Origin of the sequence: Collinsella sp. AM10-26 (genome assembly GCF_003472525.1) — a bacterium.
Classification (GTDB): domain Bacteria; phylum Actinomycetota; class Coriobacteriia; order Coriobacteriales; family Coriobacteriaceae; genus Collinsella.
Genome location: NZ_QRMC01000004.1, coordinates 237,021 through 256,773 on the forward strand (window position 1 = coordinate 237,021; position 19,753 = coordinate 256,773).

At 59.5% G+C, this 19,753-nt stretch carries 13 protein-coding genes and 1 tRNA gene; 7 read left to right on the forward strand and 7 right to left on the reverse strand.

The features are described 5' to 3' along the window. The first annotated feature begins 230 nt into the window (after window positions 1–230). Together fmt and DW123_RS05245 are read left to right on the forward strand one after the other, a co-directional pair. Window positions 231–1,151, forward strand: coding sequence for a methionyl-tRNA formyltransferase (gene fmt / locus DW123_RS05240; RefSeq protein WP_118273452.1), 921 nt, complete (start codon window positions 231–233; stop codon window positions 1,149–1,151). Then, a complete protein-coding gene (locus tag DW123_RS05245; protein ID WP_233540132.1) occupies window positions 1,148–2,554 on the forward strand; it encodes an RsmB/NOP family class I SAM-dependent RNA methyltransferase in 1,407 nt (468 codons plus the stop codon). The genes fmt and DW123_RS05245 overlap by 4 nt, the downstream gene beginning before the upstream one ends. 141 nt (window positions 2,555–2,695) lie before the next feature. Here the strand turns inward: DW123_RS05245 and DW123_RS05250 are convergent, their stop codons facing one another. The 7 genes from DW123_RS05250 to glgB all read right to left on the reverse strand — a co-directional run bounded on the left by DW123_RS05250 (window position 2,696) and on the right by glgB (window position 15,951). Beyond that, window positions 2,696–2,932, reverse strand: a complete 237-nt coding sequence (locus DW123_RS05250) for an FmdB family zinc ribbon protein (protein WP_117735090.1) — start codon at window positions 2,930–2,932, stop codon at window positions 2,696–2,698. A gap of 87 nt (window positions 2,933–3,019) precedes the next feature. Beyond that, window positions 3,020–6,316 carry a 4-alpha-glucanotransferase gene (locus DW123_RS05255; RefSeq protein ID WP_118273453.1) on the reverse strand — a complete coding sequence of 1,099 codons (3,297 nt, stop codon included), beginning with the start codon at window positions 6,314–6,316 and terminating at the stop codon, window positions 3,020–3,022. 217 nt (window positions 6,317–6,533) lie between these two features. Next, window positions 6,534–8,732, reverse strand: a complete 2,199-nt coding sequence (gene glgA / locus DW123_RS05260; RefSeq protein WP_199570189.1) for a glycogen synthase GlgA — start codon at window positions 8,730–8,732, stop codon at window positions 6,534–6,536. A gap of 90 nt (window positions 8,733–8,822) precedes the next feature. Beyond that, window positions 8,823–9,950: a glucose-1-phosphate adenylyltransferase subunit GlgD gene (gene glgD / locus DW123_RS05265; protein WP_118273454.1), complete on the reverse strand. Its 1,128-nt coding sequence runs from the start codon at window positions 9,948–9,950 to the stop codon at window positions 8,823–8,825. A gap of 4 nt (window positions 9,951–9,954) precedes the next feature. Next, window positions 9,955–11,103, reverse strand: coding sequence for a glucose-1-phosphate adenylyltransferase (locus DW123_RS05270; protein WP_117762940.1), 1,149 nt, complete (start codon window positions 11,101–11,103; stop codon window positions 9,955–9,957). Window positions 11,104–11,209: 106 nt separating this feature from the next. Then, on the reverse strand, window positions 11,210–13,636 hold the full coding sequence (locus DW123_RS05275) for a glycogen/starch/alpha-glucan phosphorylase (RefSeq protein WP_118273455.1): 2,427 nt from the start codon (window positions 13,634–13,636) through the stop codon (window positions 11,210–11,212). A gap of 92 nt (window positions 13,637–13,728) precedes the next feature. Further along, window positions 13,729–15,951, reverse strand: coding sequence for a 1,4-alpha-glucan branching protein GlgB (gene glgB / locus DW123_RS05280; RefSeq protein WP_118273456.1), 2,223 nt, complete (start codon window positions 15,949–15,951; stop codon window positions 13,729–13,731). Between the two features lie 331 nt (window positions 15,952–16,282). On the opposite strand from glgB, the gene DW123_RS05285 reads away from it, so the two are divergent. The 5 genes from DW123_RS05285 (at window position 16,283) to DW123_RS05305 (ending at window position 19,727) form a co-directional block, all read left to right on the forward strand. Further along, window positions 16,283–16,972, forward strand: coding sequence for an HAD family phosphatase (locus DW123_RS05285; protein ID WP_118273457.1), 690 nt, complete (start codon window positions 16,283–16,285; stop codon window positions 16,970–16,972). A gap of 9 nt (window positions 16,973–16,981) precedes the next feature. Further along, window positions 16,982–17,623, forward strand: a complete 642-nt coding sequence (locus DW123_RS05290) for a thiamine diphosphokinase (RefSeq protein ID WP_118273458.1) — start codon at window positions 16,982–16,984, stop codon at window positions 17,621–17,623. Between the two features lie 152 nt (window positions 17,624–17,775). Next, window positions 17,776–17,851: transfer RNA gene (locus DW123_RS05295), tRNA-Ala, on the forward strand. A gap of 795 nt (window positions 17,852–18,646) precedes the next feature. Then, the gene (locus tag DW123_RS05300; RefSeq protein WP_255413505.1) at window positions 18,647–19,183 is read left to right on the forward strand and encodes a transcription termination/antitermination NusG family protein; all 537 of its coding nucleotides are present in this window, start codon (window positions 18,647–18,649) and stop codon (window positions 19,181–19,183) included. A 73-nt stretch (window positions 19,184–19,256) separates the two neighbouring features. Further along, window positions 19,257–19,727, forward strand: coding sequence for a hypothetical protein (locus DW123_RS05305; RefSeq protein WP_158570736.1), 471 nt, complete (start codon window positions 19,257–19,259; stop codon window positions 19,725–19,727). Window positions 19,728–19,753: the final 26 nt, after the last annotated feature.

The window sequence follows — 19,753 nt, forward strand, 5'->3', positions numbered from 1 at the left end:
GCGCCCCGGGGACTACGTTGACGCTGCTTGACTCGCCCGGGTGCCGTCGGGCCAGGGAAGGGCGTCTTCGCTGATAGGTGCTTTGTTGGGAGGGCTGCTTTTATGCGGCTCTTTCTTTGTTTTTGGGTATATTTGTCTTTGTTGAACTGTTCTTGCGGCTGGGTGCGCTTGCGACCTGAAACGCTTTTTTGTAGCCGTCTCGGCTCGTTATTGAGAGGAGACTAACTTTTATGCGTATTGTGTTTATGGGTACGCCTGATTTTGCTGTGCCTTCGCTGACTTCGCTTGTTGAGGCTGGGAATGAGATTGCACTTGTTGTTACTCGTCCTGATGCTGTTCGTGGGCGTGGTAAGAAGCTTGAGCCGTCTCCTGTTAAGGCTCGCTCGCTTGAGCTGGGGCTGCCTGTTGTTGAAGCTAATCGTATGACGCCTGAGGTTGTTGAGGCGCTCCGGGCTGCCCAGGCTGACATTTTCTGTGTGGCTGCCTATGGCTGCATTTTGCCCGATGAGGTGCTGCATATGGCGCCGCTCGGTATTGTGAATGTTCATGCGTCCCTGCTGCCTCGTTGGCGTGGGGCTGCTCCTATTCAGCGTGCGATTCTCGCTGGTGATGAGATTGCTGGCGTTTCTATCATGTGCATTGGGCATGGCGTGGATACCGGCGCTTATTGCGCCCAGGCCTCTACGCCAGTCGCCGGTAAGCATGCCGAGGCTTTGACCATGGAGCTTGGTGAGCTTGGCGGCAAGTTGCTTGCCGATACGCTTCCCTCGCTTGCCGATGGTTCGGCTGTTTGGACTGTGCAGGATGAGGCGCTCGTCACTCATGCTGCCAAGATTTCTAAGCAGGAAATGCGTCTGGATCCGCACATGGCGGCGCTTGATTGCGTGCGCCATGTGCTGGCTTCGTCCGATACCGCGCCTGCTCGTTGCGTGATTGCCGGTAAGACCGTGCGCGTGCTCGATGCTGCGCCGGCTGATATGTCGCTTGGAGAGGGCGCCGTTGACGTTAAGAACAAGCGTGTTTACCTTGGTCTTTCCGATGGCACGGTTGAGTTGCTCGAAGTTAAGCCCGATGGCAAGCGTGCTATGGCCGCTTCTGCTTGGGCTGCTGGCCTGCAGGGTGTTGATCTTATCTGGGGTGTTTTGTCGTGAGCAAGCTGTCTCCTGCGCGCAAGCTTTCACTCGATGTGCTAATGGAAGCTGACCGCCGTGGCATGTATGCGCGTGACGTGCTGTCCTCTCGCGCATCGGCCAAGGCTATTGACCAGCGCGATTCCGCTTTTGCTGCCCGCTTGGCGCTGGGCGTTGCCGCCACGCAGGGCATTTTGGATGAGCTGCTCGACCAGTTTCTCGATAAACCCAAAAAGGTTGCACCGCGTGTTCGCATGGCGCTTCGTATCTCGGCCTTCGAGATGCTCTATCTGCATACGCCTGGCCGCGTTGCCGTAAGTCAGGGTGTTGAGCTGGTTCGCTGCGGTGCTAAGTCCGCCGCTGGCTTGGCCAATGCCGTGCTGCACAAGGTTGCGGACAATGTTGAGGACTTTGCTACTGCGTCCGATGTGGATGAGTCTGAGCGTCGCTTGGTCCGTCTGTCGCGCCTGATGGGTCTGCCGCGTTGGCTGTGCGCTCGCATTATGGCGTCGTTTGACACGCCAGAGGGTGCGCTTAACTTTGCCGGCAATCTGGCCCCCGCGCCGCTGGCCCTGCACGAGAATGCGTTTGCGACTAAGCCCGATCCGTATATCTCGCAGCTCGTTGCGCCTGTCTTCCCGGGCTGCCATGCTCCGGTCGATGCGCAGGTCACGGTTGCGTCGGGCGTGTTTGAGCGCGCTGCGGCCGTGGCCTCGGATCTCAATGCCCAGCTTATCGCGACCGCGGCGACCCGTCCTGGGCGTTGCCTTGAGATTGGCGCCGGCCGTGGCACCAAGACCTATGTGATGATGTGCCAGGCCAAGCGTGCGGGCTATGAGCGTCAGCATACGGCGCTCGATCTGCATGATCGCAAGTGCGATCTGAATCTCGCTCGCCTGCATAAGGCCGGTATTCAGGGCGTTCGTACGGTTTCGGGCGATGCTTGCGAGCTTGATGAGGTGCTCACATCGTTTGATGCCATGCTTGGCGAGCCGGTAAAGTTCGACACGGTCTTTATCGATGCACCGTGCTCGGGCACCGGCACCATGCGCCGTCATCCCGAGATCCCATGGCGCCTAACTGAGAATGACGTTACGACCGAGTTGCCCAAGCTGCAGCTGGCAATGCTCAAGGAAGCAGCCGTGCGCGTGGCTGCCGGCGGTGAACTCATCTATGCGACGTGCTCGGTCTTCGACGAGGAGAACACGCAGGTCGTGGACGCGTTCCTTGCTTCTCCCAAGGGTGCCGGCTTTACCATGGCACCACTTTCCGGGGCACAGATTCTGCAACTGCCCGATTTCGAGCAGGCCAAGAAGCTCGTTTCTGTACGCCAAAACGACCGAGGCCTCTTCCAAAGCGTGCCGGTAAACGCCGACTCCTACGACGGCCACTTCTGCGCCCGCCTGGTCCGTCAAAGTAGCTAATTTGGGACGGGGCTATTTTAGCTACCCAGACCGTATTGGCGCAAAGGCGTTGGCATTACGAAAAAGAGCGGCCTGCGACTGGTGTAGTCGCAGGCCGCCCTCGTTTGTGTTTATGTTGGCGTGTGGTTGGTTGCTCGGCTGTTAGTGGTTGTGCGGGCAATTGGCGCAGCAGCCGCTGGTGGCGCTGGTGCTTGAGCCGCCGCTTCGCTGGTCGGTGTTGTAGAAACCGCTGCCCTCAAATTTAATGCCGTTGGCCGAGAACGTCTTGGCCGCCGGAGCGCCGCAGCTCGGGCAAACGACCTCGGGAGTCTCGGACATGGGATGCTCAACCTCAAACACGTTGCCGCAGCTCGAGCACTTGTAATCGTAGCGCGCCATAATACTTCCTTTTCAGCACAAAGCGGGCAGATTACTCTGCCCGCAAAAATTCAAACGTCTGTACTGTACCCTATATCGGGCGTTTTATCACGCCTCGCCCCAGAATCTATGGGTGTCGCGCAGGAGCTGCGCAGTTTTGCCCTCGGCGGCCGCAACGTCGGCCTCGTCAGCCTGCCAGGTCCAGTTGCCTGTGGCCACGCCCGGAACGTTCATGCGCGCGACGTCGCCTAGCCCCAGAACATCCTGCAGCGGCATCATCACGAGGGGAGCGTCGCTTGCCAGCGCGTCGCTCATCAGCTTGGCCGCCACCTCGACACCGCTCGGTCCATCGCCGTCCGCAAAGGAACGCGTGCACCACCCGGCCAACGTCGACGTATCGTGCGTCGAGGTGTACAGGATCTTTCCTGGCGTGGGGTGCACGCCGCAACGGACGTCGTAGTCGCTAAACTCCAGCACGTCCATGCCGGGGAAGCCGCAGGTCAAAGCCATGGCGCGAACGCCAGGCGTCAGATAGCCCAAGTCCTCAGCGATAAAGTTGAGCGGACCCAGCTCATCGTAGGCGGTCTGGAACAGGTCTTTGCCCGGTCCCGCCAGCCAGCGACCGTCGGCGCAGTCCTTGCCCGCAGGAATGCTAAAGTAGCTGTGGAATCCCAGGAAGTGATCCAGACGCACGCGGTCGTAGAGCGAGAACGCGCGACGCAGGCGATCCATCCACCAGCTATAGCCGTTCTGCTTCATGTGGTCCCATCGGAACGTCGGGTTGCCCCACACCTGGCCCTCGGGCGCAAAGTTGTCGGGCGGCGCACCGGAAATCTCAATCGCCTTGCCGGTATCGGACAGCCAGAAGTTCTCGGGCTCGCTCCACGCATCGGCTGAATCGTCCGAGACATACATGGGAATGTCGCCAATGACCTCGATACCCTTCTTGTGCGCATAGTTCATAAGCTCGCACCAGGCCAGGTCAAACCGGTACTGCATGTACGCCTGCAGCTCGGCCTCGTCGTGGAAACGCTTGTCGTCGATCAGATGCTCGTTGTAGCGCGCGACATCTGCCGGCCAATCGTGGCGCGACTCGCCCTCAAAGTACTTCTTAACGGCCATGTAAACGCAGTACTTCTCGAGCCAGTCGGCGTTGCGATGTTTAAACGCCGTGTACAGCGGGTCGGCATCCTCACCGCCGCGAGCCTTCCAGGTAACAAAGTCGGCGGCCAGCTCCTCGTGGCTTTCGGGCAGCAGATCGATATTGCCCGCAAAGGCCGAGGGACCGGCGTAAGGGGATCGGAAGAAATCCGTCGGGTTGACGGGCAGGACCTGCCAGTAGCGCATGCCCATGGCGGCCAGATGGTCGATAAAGCGACGCGTGGGAGCGCCGATCGTACCGGGCTTGCCATCGTCTGTGGGCACCGAGGTGATATGGCACACGACACCCGCGCCGTGATCAAGCGGCTCTTGTAGACGTTGCTCGGCGTGGTGATAGATGATCGACGACCCCAGCGGATACAGATCGAGTGTGACGGTACCGTTGTGGATTTCGCACTCGTGGCCGCTGATCACGTCGCTTGCGCATTCGCCGAGCGCCGGAATTGTCACACGGTGCGAATTGCGCAGGCTGCGGTTGATGATAACCGTTGCGGCCTCACCGTCTTTACCGGTGCGCGTGTAGGCTAGCACCTCGTCGTTGAGCGCGAAGGCCTTGATCTCGCCGTCAACCATAAACGGCAGGGCGCGGCGCACGGCCGAGGCGTTTTTAAGGATGGCGAGTGTATCGAAGTCGTGCAGGTCTTCCTTCGAAGGCAGCGTGCGGCGATTGCCCGGATCGGTCAGGCCCTCAAGGCCGTACTCGTCGCCATAGTAAATTGAAGGCACGCCGGGGAACGTCATCTGCATGAGCGTTGCAAGCCAAAAACGGCTCTTGGCCAGGTCCATCGAGTTTTCGTCCAGGCGCCACTTGCTGCGCTCGCACTCGGGTAGCTGCGACTCGTCGGGGCCACCGCCGAGCACCGAGATGATGCGTGGGCGGTCGTGGCTCGACAGCAGGTTGAGCGCGCAGGACAGGGCTTCGCGCGGATAATTCTCGCGCAGGGTCTCGATATCCTCGGCTGCCTGGAAGGCATTCTTGTAGCCCATCAAAAAGCCGATGACCATGTCGCGGAAGGGATAATCCATGGCAGAGTCCAGCTCGGAGCCCTGCAGGTAGCGGCGCAGATGTCCGTAGCTAATCTTGTTGGAGGCGTCTTCCCAGACTTCGCCGAGCAACAGCGCGTCGGGCTTCTCGGCGAGCACGGCCTTTTTGATCTCGGCCAGGAAGTCATCGGAAAGCTCGTCGGCCACGTCGAGACGCCAGCCATGGGCGCCGGCACGTAGCCATTTACGGATCACGCCGTCCTTGCCCAGGAGCCGCTCGCGTACCAGTTCGGAGCTCTCATTGATGGCGGGCATATTGCCCACGCCCCACCAGCAGTCGTACGAGCCGTCCTCATGGAAATAAAACGCATCGCGCCACGGCGAATCCTCGCTCTGCCACGCGCCCACGCCGGGGTAGTTGCCGTAGCGGTTGAAGTAGATTGAATCGTCGCCCGTGTGGTTGAACACACCGTCGAGAATGATGGAAATGCCCAGCTTCTCGGCCGCCTCGCACAGCTCAGTAAAGTCCTGCTCGGTGCCCAGAATTGGATCGATCTTGGTGTAATCGGCGGTGTCGTAGCGGTGGTTACTCGCGGCTTCAAAAATGGGGTTGAGGTAGATGGCAGTAAATCCCAGCTCGGCGATGCGAGGCAGGTCTTCTTGTATGCCCTTGAGCGATCCGCCGTAAAAGTCCCAGGTCTTGATGGAGCCGTCCTCGGAGCGCTCGTATACGGGCGGCTCGTTCCAGTCCTCGACCATGCGGCGCTGAATGCCGCAACGCGGCTTTTCGACCTCGGCCAGCGTGCGCTCGCGCCAGTGCTCGTCGCGGGCATAGCGATCGGGGAAGATCTGGTAGACCATACCGCGCTCGTACCACTCGGGTCGAACTTCGCGGTGCTTGTAGACGGTGATCTGGAACGACGGCACTTCGGCGTAGTCGTAGGTTACGCCCTCGCCGCCGGTGCGTCCCTGCGGTGCGCCCAAGCGGACCTCGGGCTGGCCCTCGATATTGCATATAAAGCTGTACCAGATAAGACAGGGCTCGGTGCACTCTAGCTCGGCGGTAAAGATGCCGTCGCCCTCGTGCGTCATGGGATACAGAGTTTCCCCGATCTCGTCGACCCAGGTACGCAGGGTAAGCGTTGCCTGGTTGGGGTCGGCATCCTCCAAAATTACCGACAGCGAAACGGAAGTTCCAGTGGTCACAGCGCCAAACGGAGTGCGAAACTGCGGCAGACGGCTGTTGTGTATCAATCTCATAGTACGGTCCAGTTCAATAGAATCACGGCCTGCGGGCCATGGGCTTTACGCACAGGATGTAAGTATATCTGTTGTACACAGGGTGTATAAACAACATCCGTTTATCATCGGCGAACGGTTGTCCTAGAAAATCGTTTTACCACTTTCTACAGAGAAGGGGCGCCCGGTTGGAGCGCCCCTTGCTTAGGGTTTGATGAGGTTTTGGATCGCCTGTGGGCTAGCGGCGCTTTCGGGCAGCCGTGGCCTTGCGGACGGACGTCTTCTTGGACGGGGCCTTTTCCTCTGCCGGAGCGGCGGGGGAGACCGGGGTCTCCTTGGCAGGCTCGGGCTTAGCCTCTGCCTTCGGGGCAGCCTTGGTCTTAGCCTTGACCTCGGCGGCCTTCGGTGCCGGCTCGGGCTTTACCTCGGGCTTGGGCTCCTCTTTGACGGCGGCGGGCTTAGCCTCTGCCTTGGTAGCTGCGGCCTTAGTCGTGGTCTTTTTGGTCGTCGTCGTGCTGCGCTTGCGCGTGGTGGTCTTGGCAGCTGTTGCCTTCTTGGCGGTCGTGATCGTCTTCTTGGCAGCGGTCTTAGCCGGAGCCTTGGCGGCCGGTTTGGCCTCAACGGCGGGAGTCTCGGCCTTTACCTCGGGAGCAGCCTCGGCCTCGGCGGCCTTCTTGGCAGCGGCGGTCGTGCGCTTGCGCGTGGTCGTTCCCTTGGCAGCCGTCGTTTTAGACGCAGCAGCCTTGGTCGTCGTAGCCTTCTTGGCGGTCGTCTTACGGGTCGTGGTCTTCTTAGCTGCGGGCTTTGCAGCGGGCTTGACCTCGGCCTCTGCCTCAGAAGCAACCTCAGCCTTCACCTCAGGCTCGGCCTTTGCGGGCTCAGCTTCAACCGGCTTGACCTCGGCCTTGGGCTCGGGCTCGGCCACAACCTCGGGCTCAGCCGCAGCCTCCACAACAGCCGCCGGCCTCTCAATCTCCGGATGCATAAAGAAGTACAGGTCCAGATACTTGTCGGCCGAGCGCGTCCAGCTAAAGTCCTGGCTCATGGCCTGCGTGACCAGCTGGTTCCAAGCGTCGCGGTTATCCCAGAACAGGCGCGCCGCGCGGAACACCGCGTCGCCCATCTCATCTCCGTTAAAGTTTCTAAACGAGAAGCCCGTGCCCTCGCCGGTAAACTCGTTGTACGGCCGCACGGTGTCCTTCAGGCCACCGGTCTCGCGCACGATAGGCAGGGTGCCGTAGCGCATGGCGATGATCTGCGACAGACCGCAGGGTTCAAACTTCGAAGGCATCAGGAACATGTCGGCGGCGGCGTACATGCGCTGCGACAGCGCCGGGTCAAACTCGATACGCGCGGCCATGGTGCCGCGGTACTTGTCCTGGAAATAGCGCAGGCCGTCCTCGTAGTCGCGGTCACCAGTGCCCAGCACGGCCACCTGAACGCCGCCGGCCAGAATGCGGTCGAGCGCGTACATGACCAGGTCCATGCCCTTTTGGCGCGTCAGGCGCGTGACCATCACCATGAGCGGGCGGTCGTCGCGCACCTCGAGCCCCAGCTCTTCCTGCAGCTTGGCCTTGCACACGGCCTTGCCGGTGCGGTCCTCCACGGTGTAGTTGGCGGCAATGCGCTTGTCAGTCGCCGGGTCAAAGCCCGCCACATCAATGCCATTCAGGATGCCCTGCAGCGCGTAGGAGCGCTCGCGCAGCACACCGTCCAGGCCCTCGCCAAACTCGGGCGTCTGGATCTCGGCCGCATAGGTGGGGCTCACCGTGGTGATGGCGTCGGCATAGCGCAGCGCGCCCAGCATGTAGTTGACGCTGCAGGCGTCGCAACGCAGCTGCGAGGCGGCGGCGGGAATATGCGCCACACCCAGGATGTCCTCCATCACGGTGTCGCTAAACTGGCCCTGGAACGCCACGTTGTGGATCGAGAACACGGTCTTGACGCGGTCGTACAGCGGCAAGCCCTGGTAGAACTCGCGCAAAAACACGGGCGCCAGTGCCGTCTGCCAGTCGTTGCAGTGCAGGATGTCGCACTCAAAGCCGGCCGGCAGGTGCTGCAGACTCTCGGTGATGGCCTTGGAGAAGAACGCAAAACGCTCGCCGTCGTCAAAGAAGCCGTACGGATAGTCGCGCGCAAAGTAGCGTTCGTTGTCGATGAACATATAGGTGACGCCGTCGTGCTCGAGCTTCTCGAGACCGCAGTACTCGTTGCGCCAGCCCAGGCTCACGTAAAAGTCGGAGAAGTGCTCCATCTGCGCCTTGTATTCGTCCTTGATGGTGGCGTACTTGGGCACCATCACGATAACTTCGGCGCCGGCGCGCACAAGCGCCGCGGGCAGCGAGCCCGCCACGTCACCCAGGCCACCGGTCTTAACAAACGGTGCGCACTCGGCCGAGGCAAACACGATCTGCATCTTTTTGCTGGTTTGTGCCATTTTGTCTCCTATGTTGCAATTCGAGAATAGCCGCCTGGCGCTAACCGGGCGGCTATTCTACATGTTACGAGCGATGTTGCGGTACCAACGTTAACGTACGATGGTGGTGTCGGAAGTTAACGGAGCCTTGCCCAGCACCAGGATGTTCTCGGGTGTGCCGCGAAGCTCGGTGTTGGTGGGAACCACGTTGTTCTTGTCCAGAATGGCATTCTCGACGCGGGCGCCGCTCTTGATGATGCAGCTCTGGTTGATGATCGAGTTGGTGACCGACGCACCTTCCTCGACCACGACGCCGCGCGACAGGATCGAATTGCGCACGGTGCCCTTGATGATGCAGCCGGCCGAGATGATCGAGTTGCAGACGTGACTGCCGGTCGCATAACGCGAAGGCGGCACGTCGTGAGCCTTGGTCAGGATCGGGCGCTCGGGATCGAAGAGCTGATCGGCCACGGTCTGGTCGAGCAGGTCCATGCTGCGGCGATACAGCGACTTCTCGCTAAACACGCCCACGACCTCGCCCTTGTACTCGTAGCTGCACACGTCGATGTTGCCAAAGTCGCCCTGGAGTGCCTCGAGCAGGTCCAGATAGTCGGCGGCCTGGTAGTGGTCGATAATCTCGAGCAGCGTCTCGCGGTTGACGATGCAGCAGTCCATAGACGCGTTGTCGCCGTACACGACGCCGGCGCTCACGCCCGTCAGGCGGCCGTTTTCGTTAATCTCGAGCTTGGTCTCGTCATCAACGTTGCGCGTGGCCTTGCAGTACACAACGGTCATCTGGGCACCGGAGTTCTCGTGCGCCTCGATGATGGTGTTGAGGTCCATGTTAAAGATGATGTTGGTGCCCATCATCACAACATAGGGCTTGTCCGAGCGCTGGAACAGCGTCTTGTTGGAGATGATGTCGCGCAGCAGGAAGCGCATGCCGCCCTTGGTGGTGCCATACGCGTTGCCGGGCACCATGAACAGGCCGCCTTTCTTGCGGTCCAAGCCCCAGTCCTTGCCCGAACCCACGTGGTCGATCAGCGAGCGGTAGTTGCCCGGCATGACGACGCCGACGGTCTTAATGCCGGCATTCATCATATTGGACAGCGGAAAGTCGATCAGGCGGTAGCGGCCCAAAAACGGAACGGACGCGATGGGGCGGTCCTTGAGCAGCACGCTGCCGTAGGTCGAAGAGTAGTTAGCGGTGATATAGCCGATGGCCTTGCGATTGATCATCGGATCATTCCCCCTTCCCGATAACGACGTCATTTCCAACGACGGCCGTATCCTTGGTGGTATCGACAGAGCCGAGCTTCACGCCCTCTTCAACCGTGGAGTTCTCGCCCAAAATAGCGCGGCAGATGTGCGCGCCGCTCTTAACGTGCGCACCCGGCAGCAACACGGAGTCCTCGACCACAGCGCGCTCCTCGATGATGACATCGGTCGAAAGGATCGAGTGGCGAGCGGTGCCGTAGATCTTGCAGCCGTTGGAGACCAGGCAGTCGTCCAGGCGGCCGTCCGGGCCAATGTAGTGCGGCGGACGCGTGGTGATGTTGGACATGATGGGGAAGTTCTTATCAAACAGATCGAACTCGGGGTTGTTGCCCAGCAGGTCCATCGAGGTCTCGTGGAAGCTGGCGATGGTGCCGACGTCCTTCCAAAAACCGTGGAACTCGTAGCTGTACAGGCGCTTGTTCTCGCCGAGCAGCTTGGGGATGATGTCCTTGCCAAAGTCGTGGCTCGAGCGCTGATCCAGAGCGTCCTCCTCGAGCGCCTCGATCAGCACGTCGGCCGAGAAGATGTAGATGCCCATGGACGCGAGGTTCGAATCGGGCTTCTCGGGCTTCTCGGTAAACTTGGTGATGCGGCCGTCCTCGGGGTCGGTGGTCAGGATGCCAAAGCGGCTGGCCTCCTCCCACGGCACGGGCATAACGCTCACCGTGAGGTCGGCGTTGTTCTCAATGTGCGTCTTGAGCATCTTGCGGTAGTCCATGCGATACAGGTGATCGCCCGAAAGAATCAGGACGTACTTGGGGTCGTTGGTCTTGATGTAGTCGAGGTTCTGCGTAATGGCGTCGGCCGTGCCCGCATACCAGGCGCCGCCGGTCTGCGTCTCGTACGGCGGCAGGATCGACACGCCACCGTCGCGGCTGTCCAGATCCCACGCCTCGCCAGAGCCCACATAGGCATGCAGCAGGTAGGGGCGATACTGCGTCAGAACGCCCACCGTGTCGATGCCCGAGTTGGAGCAGTTGGACAGAGAGAAGTCGATAATGCGAAACTTACCACCAAAGCTAACCGCCGGCTTGGCGATCTTCTGGGTAAGTGCCCCCAATCGGCTGCCCTGTCCTCCCGCGAGGAGCATCGCGATGCATTCTTTCTTACTCATCGATCTCTCCTTCTGTCATCGATGTTCCTAAACCCATTAGCGACGGGCGCGGCGCTCGGTCGCGCCCGTCGAGTAATGCCGTGCGGCAAAGGGGGCTCGCGCGCCTTTACGCGTGCCAGATCTCGTCGCGGTACTCGCGAATGGTACGGTCGCTCGAGAACCAGCCGCTCGAGGCGGTGTTGAGCAGGGCCTTGCGGTTCCAGGTCTCCTGGTCACCGTAGCTGCCGGTGAGCTTTTCCCACGCATCCACGTAGCTGCGGAAGTCGGCCATGACCAGGTCGGGATCGTTGTTGTTCATGAGCTCGTTGTAGATGCTCTCGAAGTTGCCCGAAAGACCCGCAAAGGTGTTGTCCTTGAGCTCGTCCATCACGCGGCCCAGACGCTCGCGATCGTTGTTGAGCGTATCCCAAGCAAAGTAGCTGTTCGATGCCCACAGCTGCTCGACCTCGGGGGCGGTCAGGCCAAAGATGGCCTCGTTCTCGCGGCCGGCAAGGTCGGCGATCTCGATGTTGGCGCCGTCGAGGGTGCCCAGCGTAATGGCGCCGTTCATCATGAGCTTCATGTTGGACGTGCCCGAGGCCTCCTTGCCGGCCGTGGAGATCTGCTCCGAGATCTCGGCGGCGGGGTAGATGAGCTGGGCGTTGCTCACACGGAAGTTGGGGATAAAGCAGACCTTCATGACCTCGTTGACGCGTGCATCATTGTTGATGACGTCGGCCACGGAGTTAATGAGGCGGATGGTCTCCTTGGCAAAGGTGTAGCTCGAGGCTGCCTTGCCGCTAAAGATGAAGGTCGTCGGCGTCACGTGGAAGTTGGGATTGGCGATGCGACGGTTGTAGATGTCCATTACCTTCATGATGTTCATGAGCTGGCGCTTGTAGGCATGGAAGCGCTTTACCTGAACGTCGAAGACGGTGTTGGGGTCAATGACCAGACCGGTCTCGGCCTTAACGTAGGCGGCCAGACGCTCCTTATTGGCGCGCTTGGAGGCACCCACGGCCTTCAGAAATTCGGTGTCGTCCTTAAACTCCTTGAGTTTCTCCAGCTCAAAGGCGTCCTTGAGCCAGCCATCGCCAATGGCATCGGTCACGAGCTTGGCATAGGTGGGGTTGGCCTCGGCAAAGAAGCGACGGTGCGAGATGCCGTTGGTCTTGTTGTTGAACTTCTCGGGCGTCAGGGCATAGAAGTCCTTGAGCACGATGTTCTTGATGATGTCGGAGTGGATCTTGGCCACGCCGTTGACGCTGTGGCTGCAGATCACGGACAGGTTGGCCATGCGAATCTCGCCATCCCACAGAATGGCGGTCTGGCGCAGGCGCTCCTGCCAGCCCTCCTGCGTGGTGTCGAACGACTCGTGCCAACGACGGCTGATCTCGTCGATGATCTGGTACACGCGGGGGAGGAGCTTGGAGAACGTGCCGATGGGCCACTTCTCCAGAGCCTCGGGCAGGATGGTGTGGTTGGTGTAACTCACGACCTGCGTCACGATGTTCCAAGCGTCGTCCCACTCGAGCTTCTTCTCGTCGATGAGGATGCGCATGAGCTCGGGGCCGCACATAGCGGGGTGCGTGTCGTTGGTATGGATGGCAACAAACTGCGGCAACAGCTCCCAGTTCGCGCCGTGCTCCTTCTCAAAGGTGTCGAGCAGGCTGTAGATGCCGGCCGAGACAAACAGGTACTCCTGCTTCAGGCGCAGCAGACGGCCGTGCTCGCCGGCGTCGTTGGGGTAGAGGATGGCGCTGATGGCCTCGGCCTCGGCGCGCTCAGCATCGGCCAGGGCGTAGTCGCCGCGGTTAAAGGCCTCCAGGTCAAAGTGCTCTTCGACCGGCTCGGCTGCCCAGACGCGCAGCTTGTTGACGGTCTCGCCGGCATAGCCCACCACGGGGATATCGTAAGGAACGGCCAGGATGTCCTGCGTATCTACCGTGCGGTAGAACGTGCGGCCGTCCTCCTCAAAGCCCTCAACGCGGCCACCAAACTTGATGGTCACGGCCTTGTCCTGACGACGGACCTCCCAGGGATAGCCGTGGGTGAGCCACTCGTCAGTGGTCTCGACCTGGCTACCGTTAACAATCTCCTGCTTAAACAGACCGTAGCGGTAGCGCATGCCGTTGCCGTAACCGGCAATGCCCTCGGCTGCCATGGAATCCAGGAAGCATGCGGCCAGACGGCCCAGGCCACCGTTGCCCAGAGCCGGATCGGGCTCCTGGTTCTCGATGACGGACAGGTCGAAGCCCATGTCGTCGAGCGCCTCGGCGACCATGTCGCGCACGCCAAAGTTGAGCAGGTAGTTGTCGAGCAGGCGGCCGATCAAAAACTCGATCGAGAAGTAGTACACGCGCTTCTTGCCCTCGGCGGTCGCACGGGCGTCACTCTTGGTGGCAACGGTGCGCGCCTTCTCGGCCACGAGCTTGGCCAGGGCGTTAAAGCGGTCGAGGTCGCTGGCGGCCTCGACGCTCTTGCCGCTGATGCTCATGACGGCATCGCGATAGAGCTCGGTAAACTCCTGCTTGTTGTCGAAGATCTTATTCATACGTTCCTTTCCCCCGGGGATATCTCCCGGAACGGTTATGACTTACATCCTACGCCCCGGCGGGGCGGGTAATTACAGCGGTAACGGCTTTGTTACGCGTCCTTGCCAGATGCCTTAACGGCGCCTGTCTTGGCCTTGGGAGCAGCCTTTTTGGCAGTTGCCTTCTTGGCCGTGGCGGACTTGGTCGAAGCCTTGGCAGCGGGCTTAGCAGCCTTTGCCTTAGCCAGAGCCTTCTTAGCAGCCGCGGCCTTGGGCTCCTCAACCACCGGCGGCTTATAGCTGCTGGGACCGCGGCGCTTAAGCACCACGCCTGCCAGGCCGGGCACCTTAATCTCGATGGAGTCCATCTGCCCGTTCCAGGGATAGGGCTCGCTCGAGCAAGTGTAGGGCTCCTCGCCGGCATAGCCGCTGCCGCCAAACTCGGGACGGTCGGAATCGAAGATGACCTCCCAGTCACCCTCGCGCGGCACGCCCACACGGAAACTCTCGTAGCTCGCCGGGTCAAAGTTGATCAGGATCACCAGATCGTCGTCGATGTTCTCGCCCTGACGCACAAAGCTCACGATGGACTGCTTGGAGTTGTCCGCGTCGATCCAGGTAAAGCCGTCGTCGGTGTAGCCGCGCTCGTACAGAGCGGGCTCGGCGGTGTACAGGTGGTTGAGCGCCTTGATAAACGCCTGATGATGACGGTGGGTCTCATACTCCTCGGTCAGGAACCACTGGATGGACTCGTAGTAGCGCCACTCGATAAACTGGCCGATCTCGTTGCCCATAAAGTTGAGCTTGGCACCGGGGTGCGTCATCTGGTAGAAGGCAAGCGTGCGCAGGCCGGCAAACTGGCGCCACCAGTCGCCCGGCATGCGGCCGATAAGCGAGCACTTGCCGTGCACGACCTCGTCGTGGCTCAGCGGGCAAATGAAGTTCTCGGTAAAGGCATACATGATGGAGAACGTGAGCAGGCCGTGGTTGCCGGGGCGCCACGGAAAATCGGTCTGCATGTAGTGCAGGGTGTCGTTCATCCAGCCCATGTCCCACTTGTAATGGAAGCCCAGGCCGCCGTCCTGCGGCGGATAGGTTACGAGCGGCCACGCGGTGGACTCCTCGGCCATCATCATCACGTCGGGGAAGTGGGTCTCCACGGCGCAGTTGACCTGGCGGATAAACGCGCTGGCGTCCAGGTCCTCCTCGGTACCGTATTTGTTGAACTTCTTTTGGCCGGGATCGTCAATGCCAAAGTTGAGGTACAGCATGCTGGACACGCCGTCCATGCGAATGCCATCCACGTGGAAGTTCTCGACCCAATACAGCACGTTAGAGACCAGGAAGGAGCGGACCTCGCCGCGGGCGAAATCGAACTTGTGCGTGCCCCAGTTGGGGTGAATCTCGTGCTCAAACAGCATGTGGCCGTTAAAGGTGGCCAGGCCGTGGGAGTCGGCGCAAAAACCGCCGGGCACCCAGTCCATGATCACGCCAATGCCCGCCTCGTGGCACGCATCAATAAAGTGCATGAGCTGCTGCGGGTTGCCGTAGCGCGACGTGGCGGCGTAGTAACCGGTTGTCTGGTAGCCCCAGGAGCCATCGAAGGGATGCTCCATAAGCGGCATGACCTCGATATGCGTGTATCCCATGTCGCGCACGTAATCCACGAGCTCCACCGACAGGTCGTCGTAGGTGTAGAACTCACCGCGCTGCGCGGGGAAGGGATCCATGGGACCGGGGTAGTTGCCGTACTCATCGGGCTCGCCCTGCGGCGCGTCGCCGTGGCGCTTCCACGAGCCAATATGCACCTCGTAGATGTTCAGCGGCTGCGACATGTGGTTGTGGCCGGCGCGGCGCTTGAGCCATGCTGCGTCGTTCCACTTATAGCCGTCGAGGGCCCACAGCACGCTTGCCGTTCCCGGAGGGCACTCGGCCTTAAAAGCGTACGGATCGGCCTTGTAGAGCTTCTCGCCCTCGTTGGTCTCGATAAGGTATTTATAGAGCTGGCCTTGCTCTGCGCCGGGAATAAAGCCTTCCCAGATAGCGCTCGTATGCACGGGCACCAGCGGGTTGGCTTCCTCATCCCAGTCGTTAAATTCGCCAATGACATGGACACTCTTTACATCGGGCGCCCAAACGCAAAAGCGCCAGCCGCGCGTACGGTTCTGCGTGTCGGGGTGCGCGCCCATCTTTTCCCAGCTGCGCTCCCATGTACCGATGCCAAACAGGTAGACATCGTCCTTGGAGAGCTCCGGCGCGTGCGGGGCGGCTTTACGGGTAGCGGGCTTTTTGGCCGTTGGCTTTAGCTTTGTATCGCTCACGTTTGATCCCATCATGACGCGGCAGCGTATTGCCTTGGTGACTAGATGCGAAAGGTCCAAGGCTGCACGAATCGAAGGGACGGCGATAGTTCTATGATTCATTCCACCTCGCGTGCTCGGTGGAACTTTCGGCACGAAATACGATAACACCTGTTCGTTACTTTTATGGAGAAAAGTGGATTTGCGGCGGTGTTTAATCGGCGAGCGCCATGTTTGGACCACTGACAGAATTGCAGTGGTAAAACTCTTGACAGTTTTACCAATTAGGGTTTCAAGATTGTTAGTTTGACGTTTGGTAAAACGTTTTTAGCAGGTTGTTTACCATTTGACATTGAAAGGTATGTTTATGTCCCAGACCGCCGCTCACAATGTCGCTTTTATTTTCGATTGCGACGGCACACTGGTTAATAGCACCCCCGTTTGGGCCTATGCCCAGCCCGAGTTATTGCATCGCCACGGAGTTGATGTGACGGTCGACGATTTTGCCCAGTTTGAGCATTTGTCGCTCGAGGACGAGTGCCAGGCCTACCACGACACGTGGGGCATTGGTGCGAATGGCGAGGAACTGTATCGCGAGCTGAGCAATATTCTGATTGATGGGTACTCCAAGGTGCCGCCGCGCGACGGCCTGCTTGCATTTTTGGAGCAGGCGAAGACGGCCGGCATTGCCATGTGCGTCGCCACGTCCACGCCGGCCGAGTTGGTTAAGTCTGCACTTGCGGGAGCCGGGCTCGATGCCTACATGGAGTTTGTGACCACCACCGGTGAGGCAGGACGCTCCAAGCAGTTCCCCGATGTGTATGAGCTCGCGCTGCGCCGCCTGGAGGAGCGCCATAGGCACAAGTTTGAGCGCGCATGGGTGTTTGAGGATGCCGTTTTTGGCCTTAAGAGCTCTGGCGCCGCGGGCTTTAAGCGTGTGGGTATTTATGACCCGCACGGCCGCATGAAGCGCGACGACGTACGCGCCAACTGCGATTTCTTTATCGACAGCTATAAGGACCTGGATCTGGATCACGTGCTGGCGTTTGAGGGATAGGCGAGGGCTGTGGTTTGTAAGGTATTAGTGGTCTGCGGCTCGCCCGTGGTGGCGAGCGCGGATCTGTTGCGTAGGCTAGCGGGGGAGTGCGATCGCGTTGTCGCCGTGGACCGCGGGCTCGACGCGCTGCTGGGCGCCAGTCTGGGCTGCGACGTGTATGTAGGGGATGCCGACACGGTGAGTGATGCGGGCCGCGCGTTGGTCGATGCCGCCACCGACTTTGAAGTTGAGCGCCACGACACGTACAAGGACTATACCGATCTGGCGTTGGCGCTCGATTCCGTCCGTCGCCGCTGGCCGGGTGCCGAAGTGGTTGCGACTTGCGCTACGGGCGGCCGCCCGGACATGGCGCTTTCCGTACTGGGCCTGCTCGCAGGCTACGAGGATGCCCCTGTCTGGATTGCCGAGGACAAGGTGGTAGCTCGCATCCTTCGCGCAGGCGAATCGTGGACCATCGAAGGTGCCGAAGGCAAGACGTTCTCCATCATCGCAATCGCCCCCAACACCGAGGCAAGCGAACACGGACTAGAGTGGGAACTAGATCACGCCCCGCTGGGCTTGTTGGCCGACACGGGCATTAGCAACGTCGTCAGGTCAACAGCCACGATCCAAGTCCACCAAGGCGTCGCAATCGGTTATTTGCTTGCGTGAGGGTTTTCCTGGGACGGGGGTAAATTAGCTATTTTCTCCAACGCTAAAATAGCTAATTTACCCCCGTCCCAGGAAAACCCGTAAGTAAGACAATCAACTCAAAAAAGTACTTGCACGTCGCGCCAGCTTCCCCTATAGTATCTCCTCGTCACGGGGGCGTAGCTCAGCTGGGAGAGCGCTTGACTGGCAGTCAAGAGGTCAGGGGTTCGATCCCCCTCGTCTCCACCATCGTGATTGCAAAGGCCTTCGGTATTCCGAAGGCCTTTTTTCATGCCAAAACGTCTCGCGCCAAAACCCCACCTCCGCCAACAAAAAGTTGCACAATTATTTCCCATGTCTGTACATAGTTTGTTAGACAAAAGCGATTACTAGTACGCCTCTCTGTTCAATTCGGGCTTCAGGAATGTCTCCAATCACCGCTAGCACCCCAATAACCTGCGCCAACGTGAACAACATTCCAAAACAACCCCCTTTAAGCACGCCAAATGAACGATATGTTGTCCAACGCAACCCAAATCAGTTTCGCTATCAGCTTGTGCTAGGATACCTAACGTTACATGAGTTCAACTGTGCTCACGGCTTCAGCAAGCCACAAAGCGCAGGGTCGATCAGCATCCGGCCGTAACGGCGGTGCTAGAAACACCAGGAGCTCCAATATCGATTGCCATGTGCGATTTTGCACTTGCTTTTTGTGGCTATATATAAGTTCGCATAACGCAGTGCAATAAGTTGTTATGGCACACTACAGCAGTCTTCAGCTGTTTGCGTGCGGCTCAGTTTTGTACCCGCTTGACTGGGCCGCACGCAGCCAGCTGGAGTCGCGGTCTTTTTGCGATACACGTCCGCGACTCTAGCAACTGCGCTTTTACATACCGTTCACGGTGGGGCAGAGCCACGTGCTTGTCTAACTGGGCTCAGGGTTTGAATATGGAGCGCCTTCGCGCACAAGCGCCCTGGCGAAGCCATACCCAAACCCCGTGAGCCACACGTAAGACAGCAAGGGGGGTGGTGCTCGTGTAGTATGTGATCCAGGTCATTAATGGTCGCGAAGATGTAATGCGCGAGCGCATTGAGCGCATGGTGCCGGCTGGCACCATTCAGGAGCTCTTTTATCCCCAATTTCAAACCGAGATCAAAGTACACGGCGAATGGGTCAAAACGACCAAGCCGCTCTTTCCCGGTTACCTTATCTGCGATACGGCAGATCCCCGCACCGTGCAACAGTTTCTGCTGCGCATGGACGACTTTGCCCGGGTGCTATCCCAGGACGGTCAGTTTGTGCCGCTGGCAAAAGAAGAGGTCCAGCTTATTGGAAGCTTTACTCATGCGGGAGACCGCGTTGTGCCCATGAGCGAGGCCTTAAAAGACGGCGACCAGGTCGTTGTGACGGCAGGTCCGCTGCTGGGTCACGAAGGCCTTATCAAAACCATTAACAGACGCAAGAGCACTGCTTATTTGGAGCTTGACCTGTGCGGCCGACGTGTGACTACGCGCGTTGGCCTCGCCGTGCTTTCGGCCGAGCAGCGCGTAATGCGAAACCTTAAAAAGGCGATCGCCTAGCTGCTGGCGACTGTTTAACGGAACAGGGAGGATCCCCGGGGGCGGGGACGTAGGCTAAGGGAGAATGTACTTAATGGTCGAAATCAAAACTGCTGCACTGTTGCTGTTTATCACTGCTCTGTTGGTGACGTTGTTTACGGTTCCACTTGCGTCAAAGATTGCATGGAGGGTCGGCTCGGTTGATTATCCGAGCCGACGTCGTGTAAATACCAAGCCTACTCCGCGAATGGGCGGCATTGCCGTAATGCTTGGCATGGCAGTTTCCTTCCTTGTTTGGGTCTTGGCCGCTCCTTCTCTTGGTCTGCCGTCTGCAATTCAAGTTTTGTCTTCCAATGGGGTAAATCCTTTGGGAGTGGCTGTGGCTATAGCGGCAATGTTTACCGTTGGCGTTGTCGACGACGCAATTCAACTTACTGCTCTCAATAAGTTTTTCTGGCAGATTGTTGCCGCTTGCATTGCGGTTGCATCGGGCGTTGTTATTGGTGAAATTGCAAGCCCTCTGTGCGGTGGTTATTTTGGAGCCTTCGTGAGTTCGTGTGGGTAGTCCCTACGCCTCGCGCCCCGGCAGGG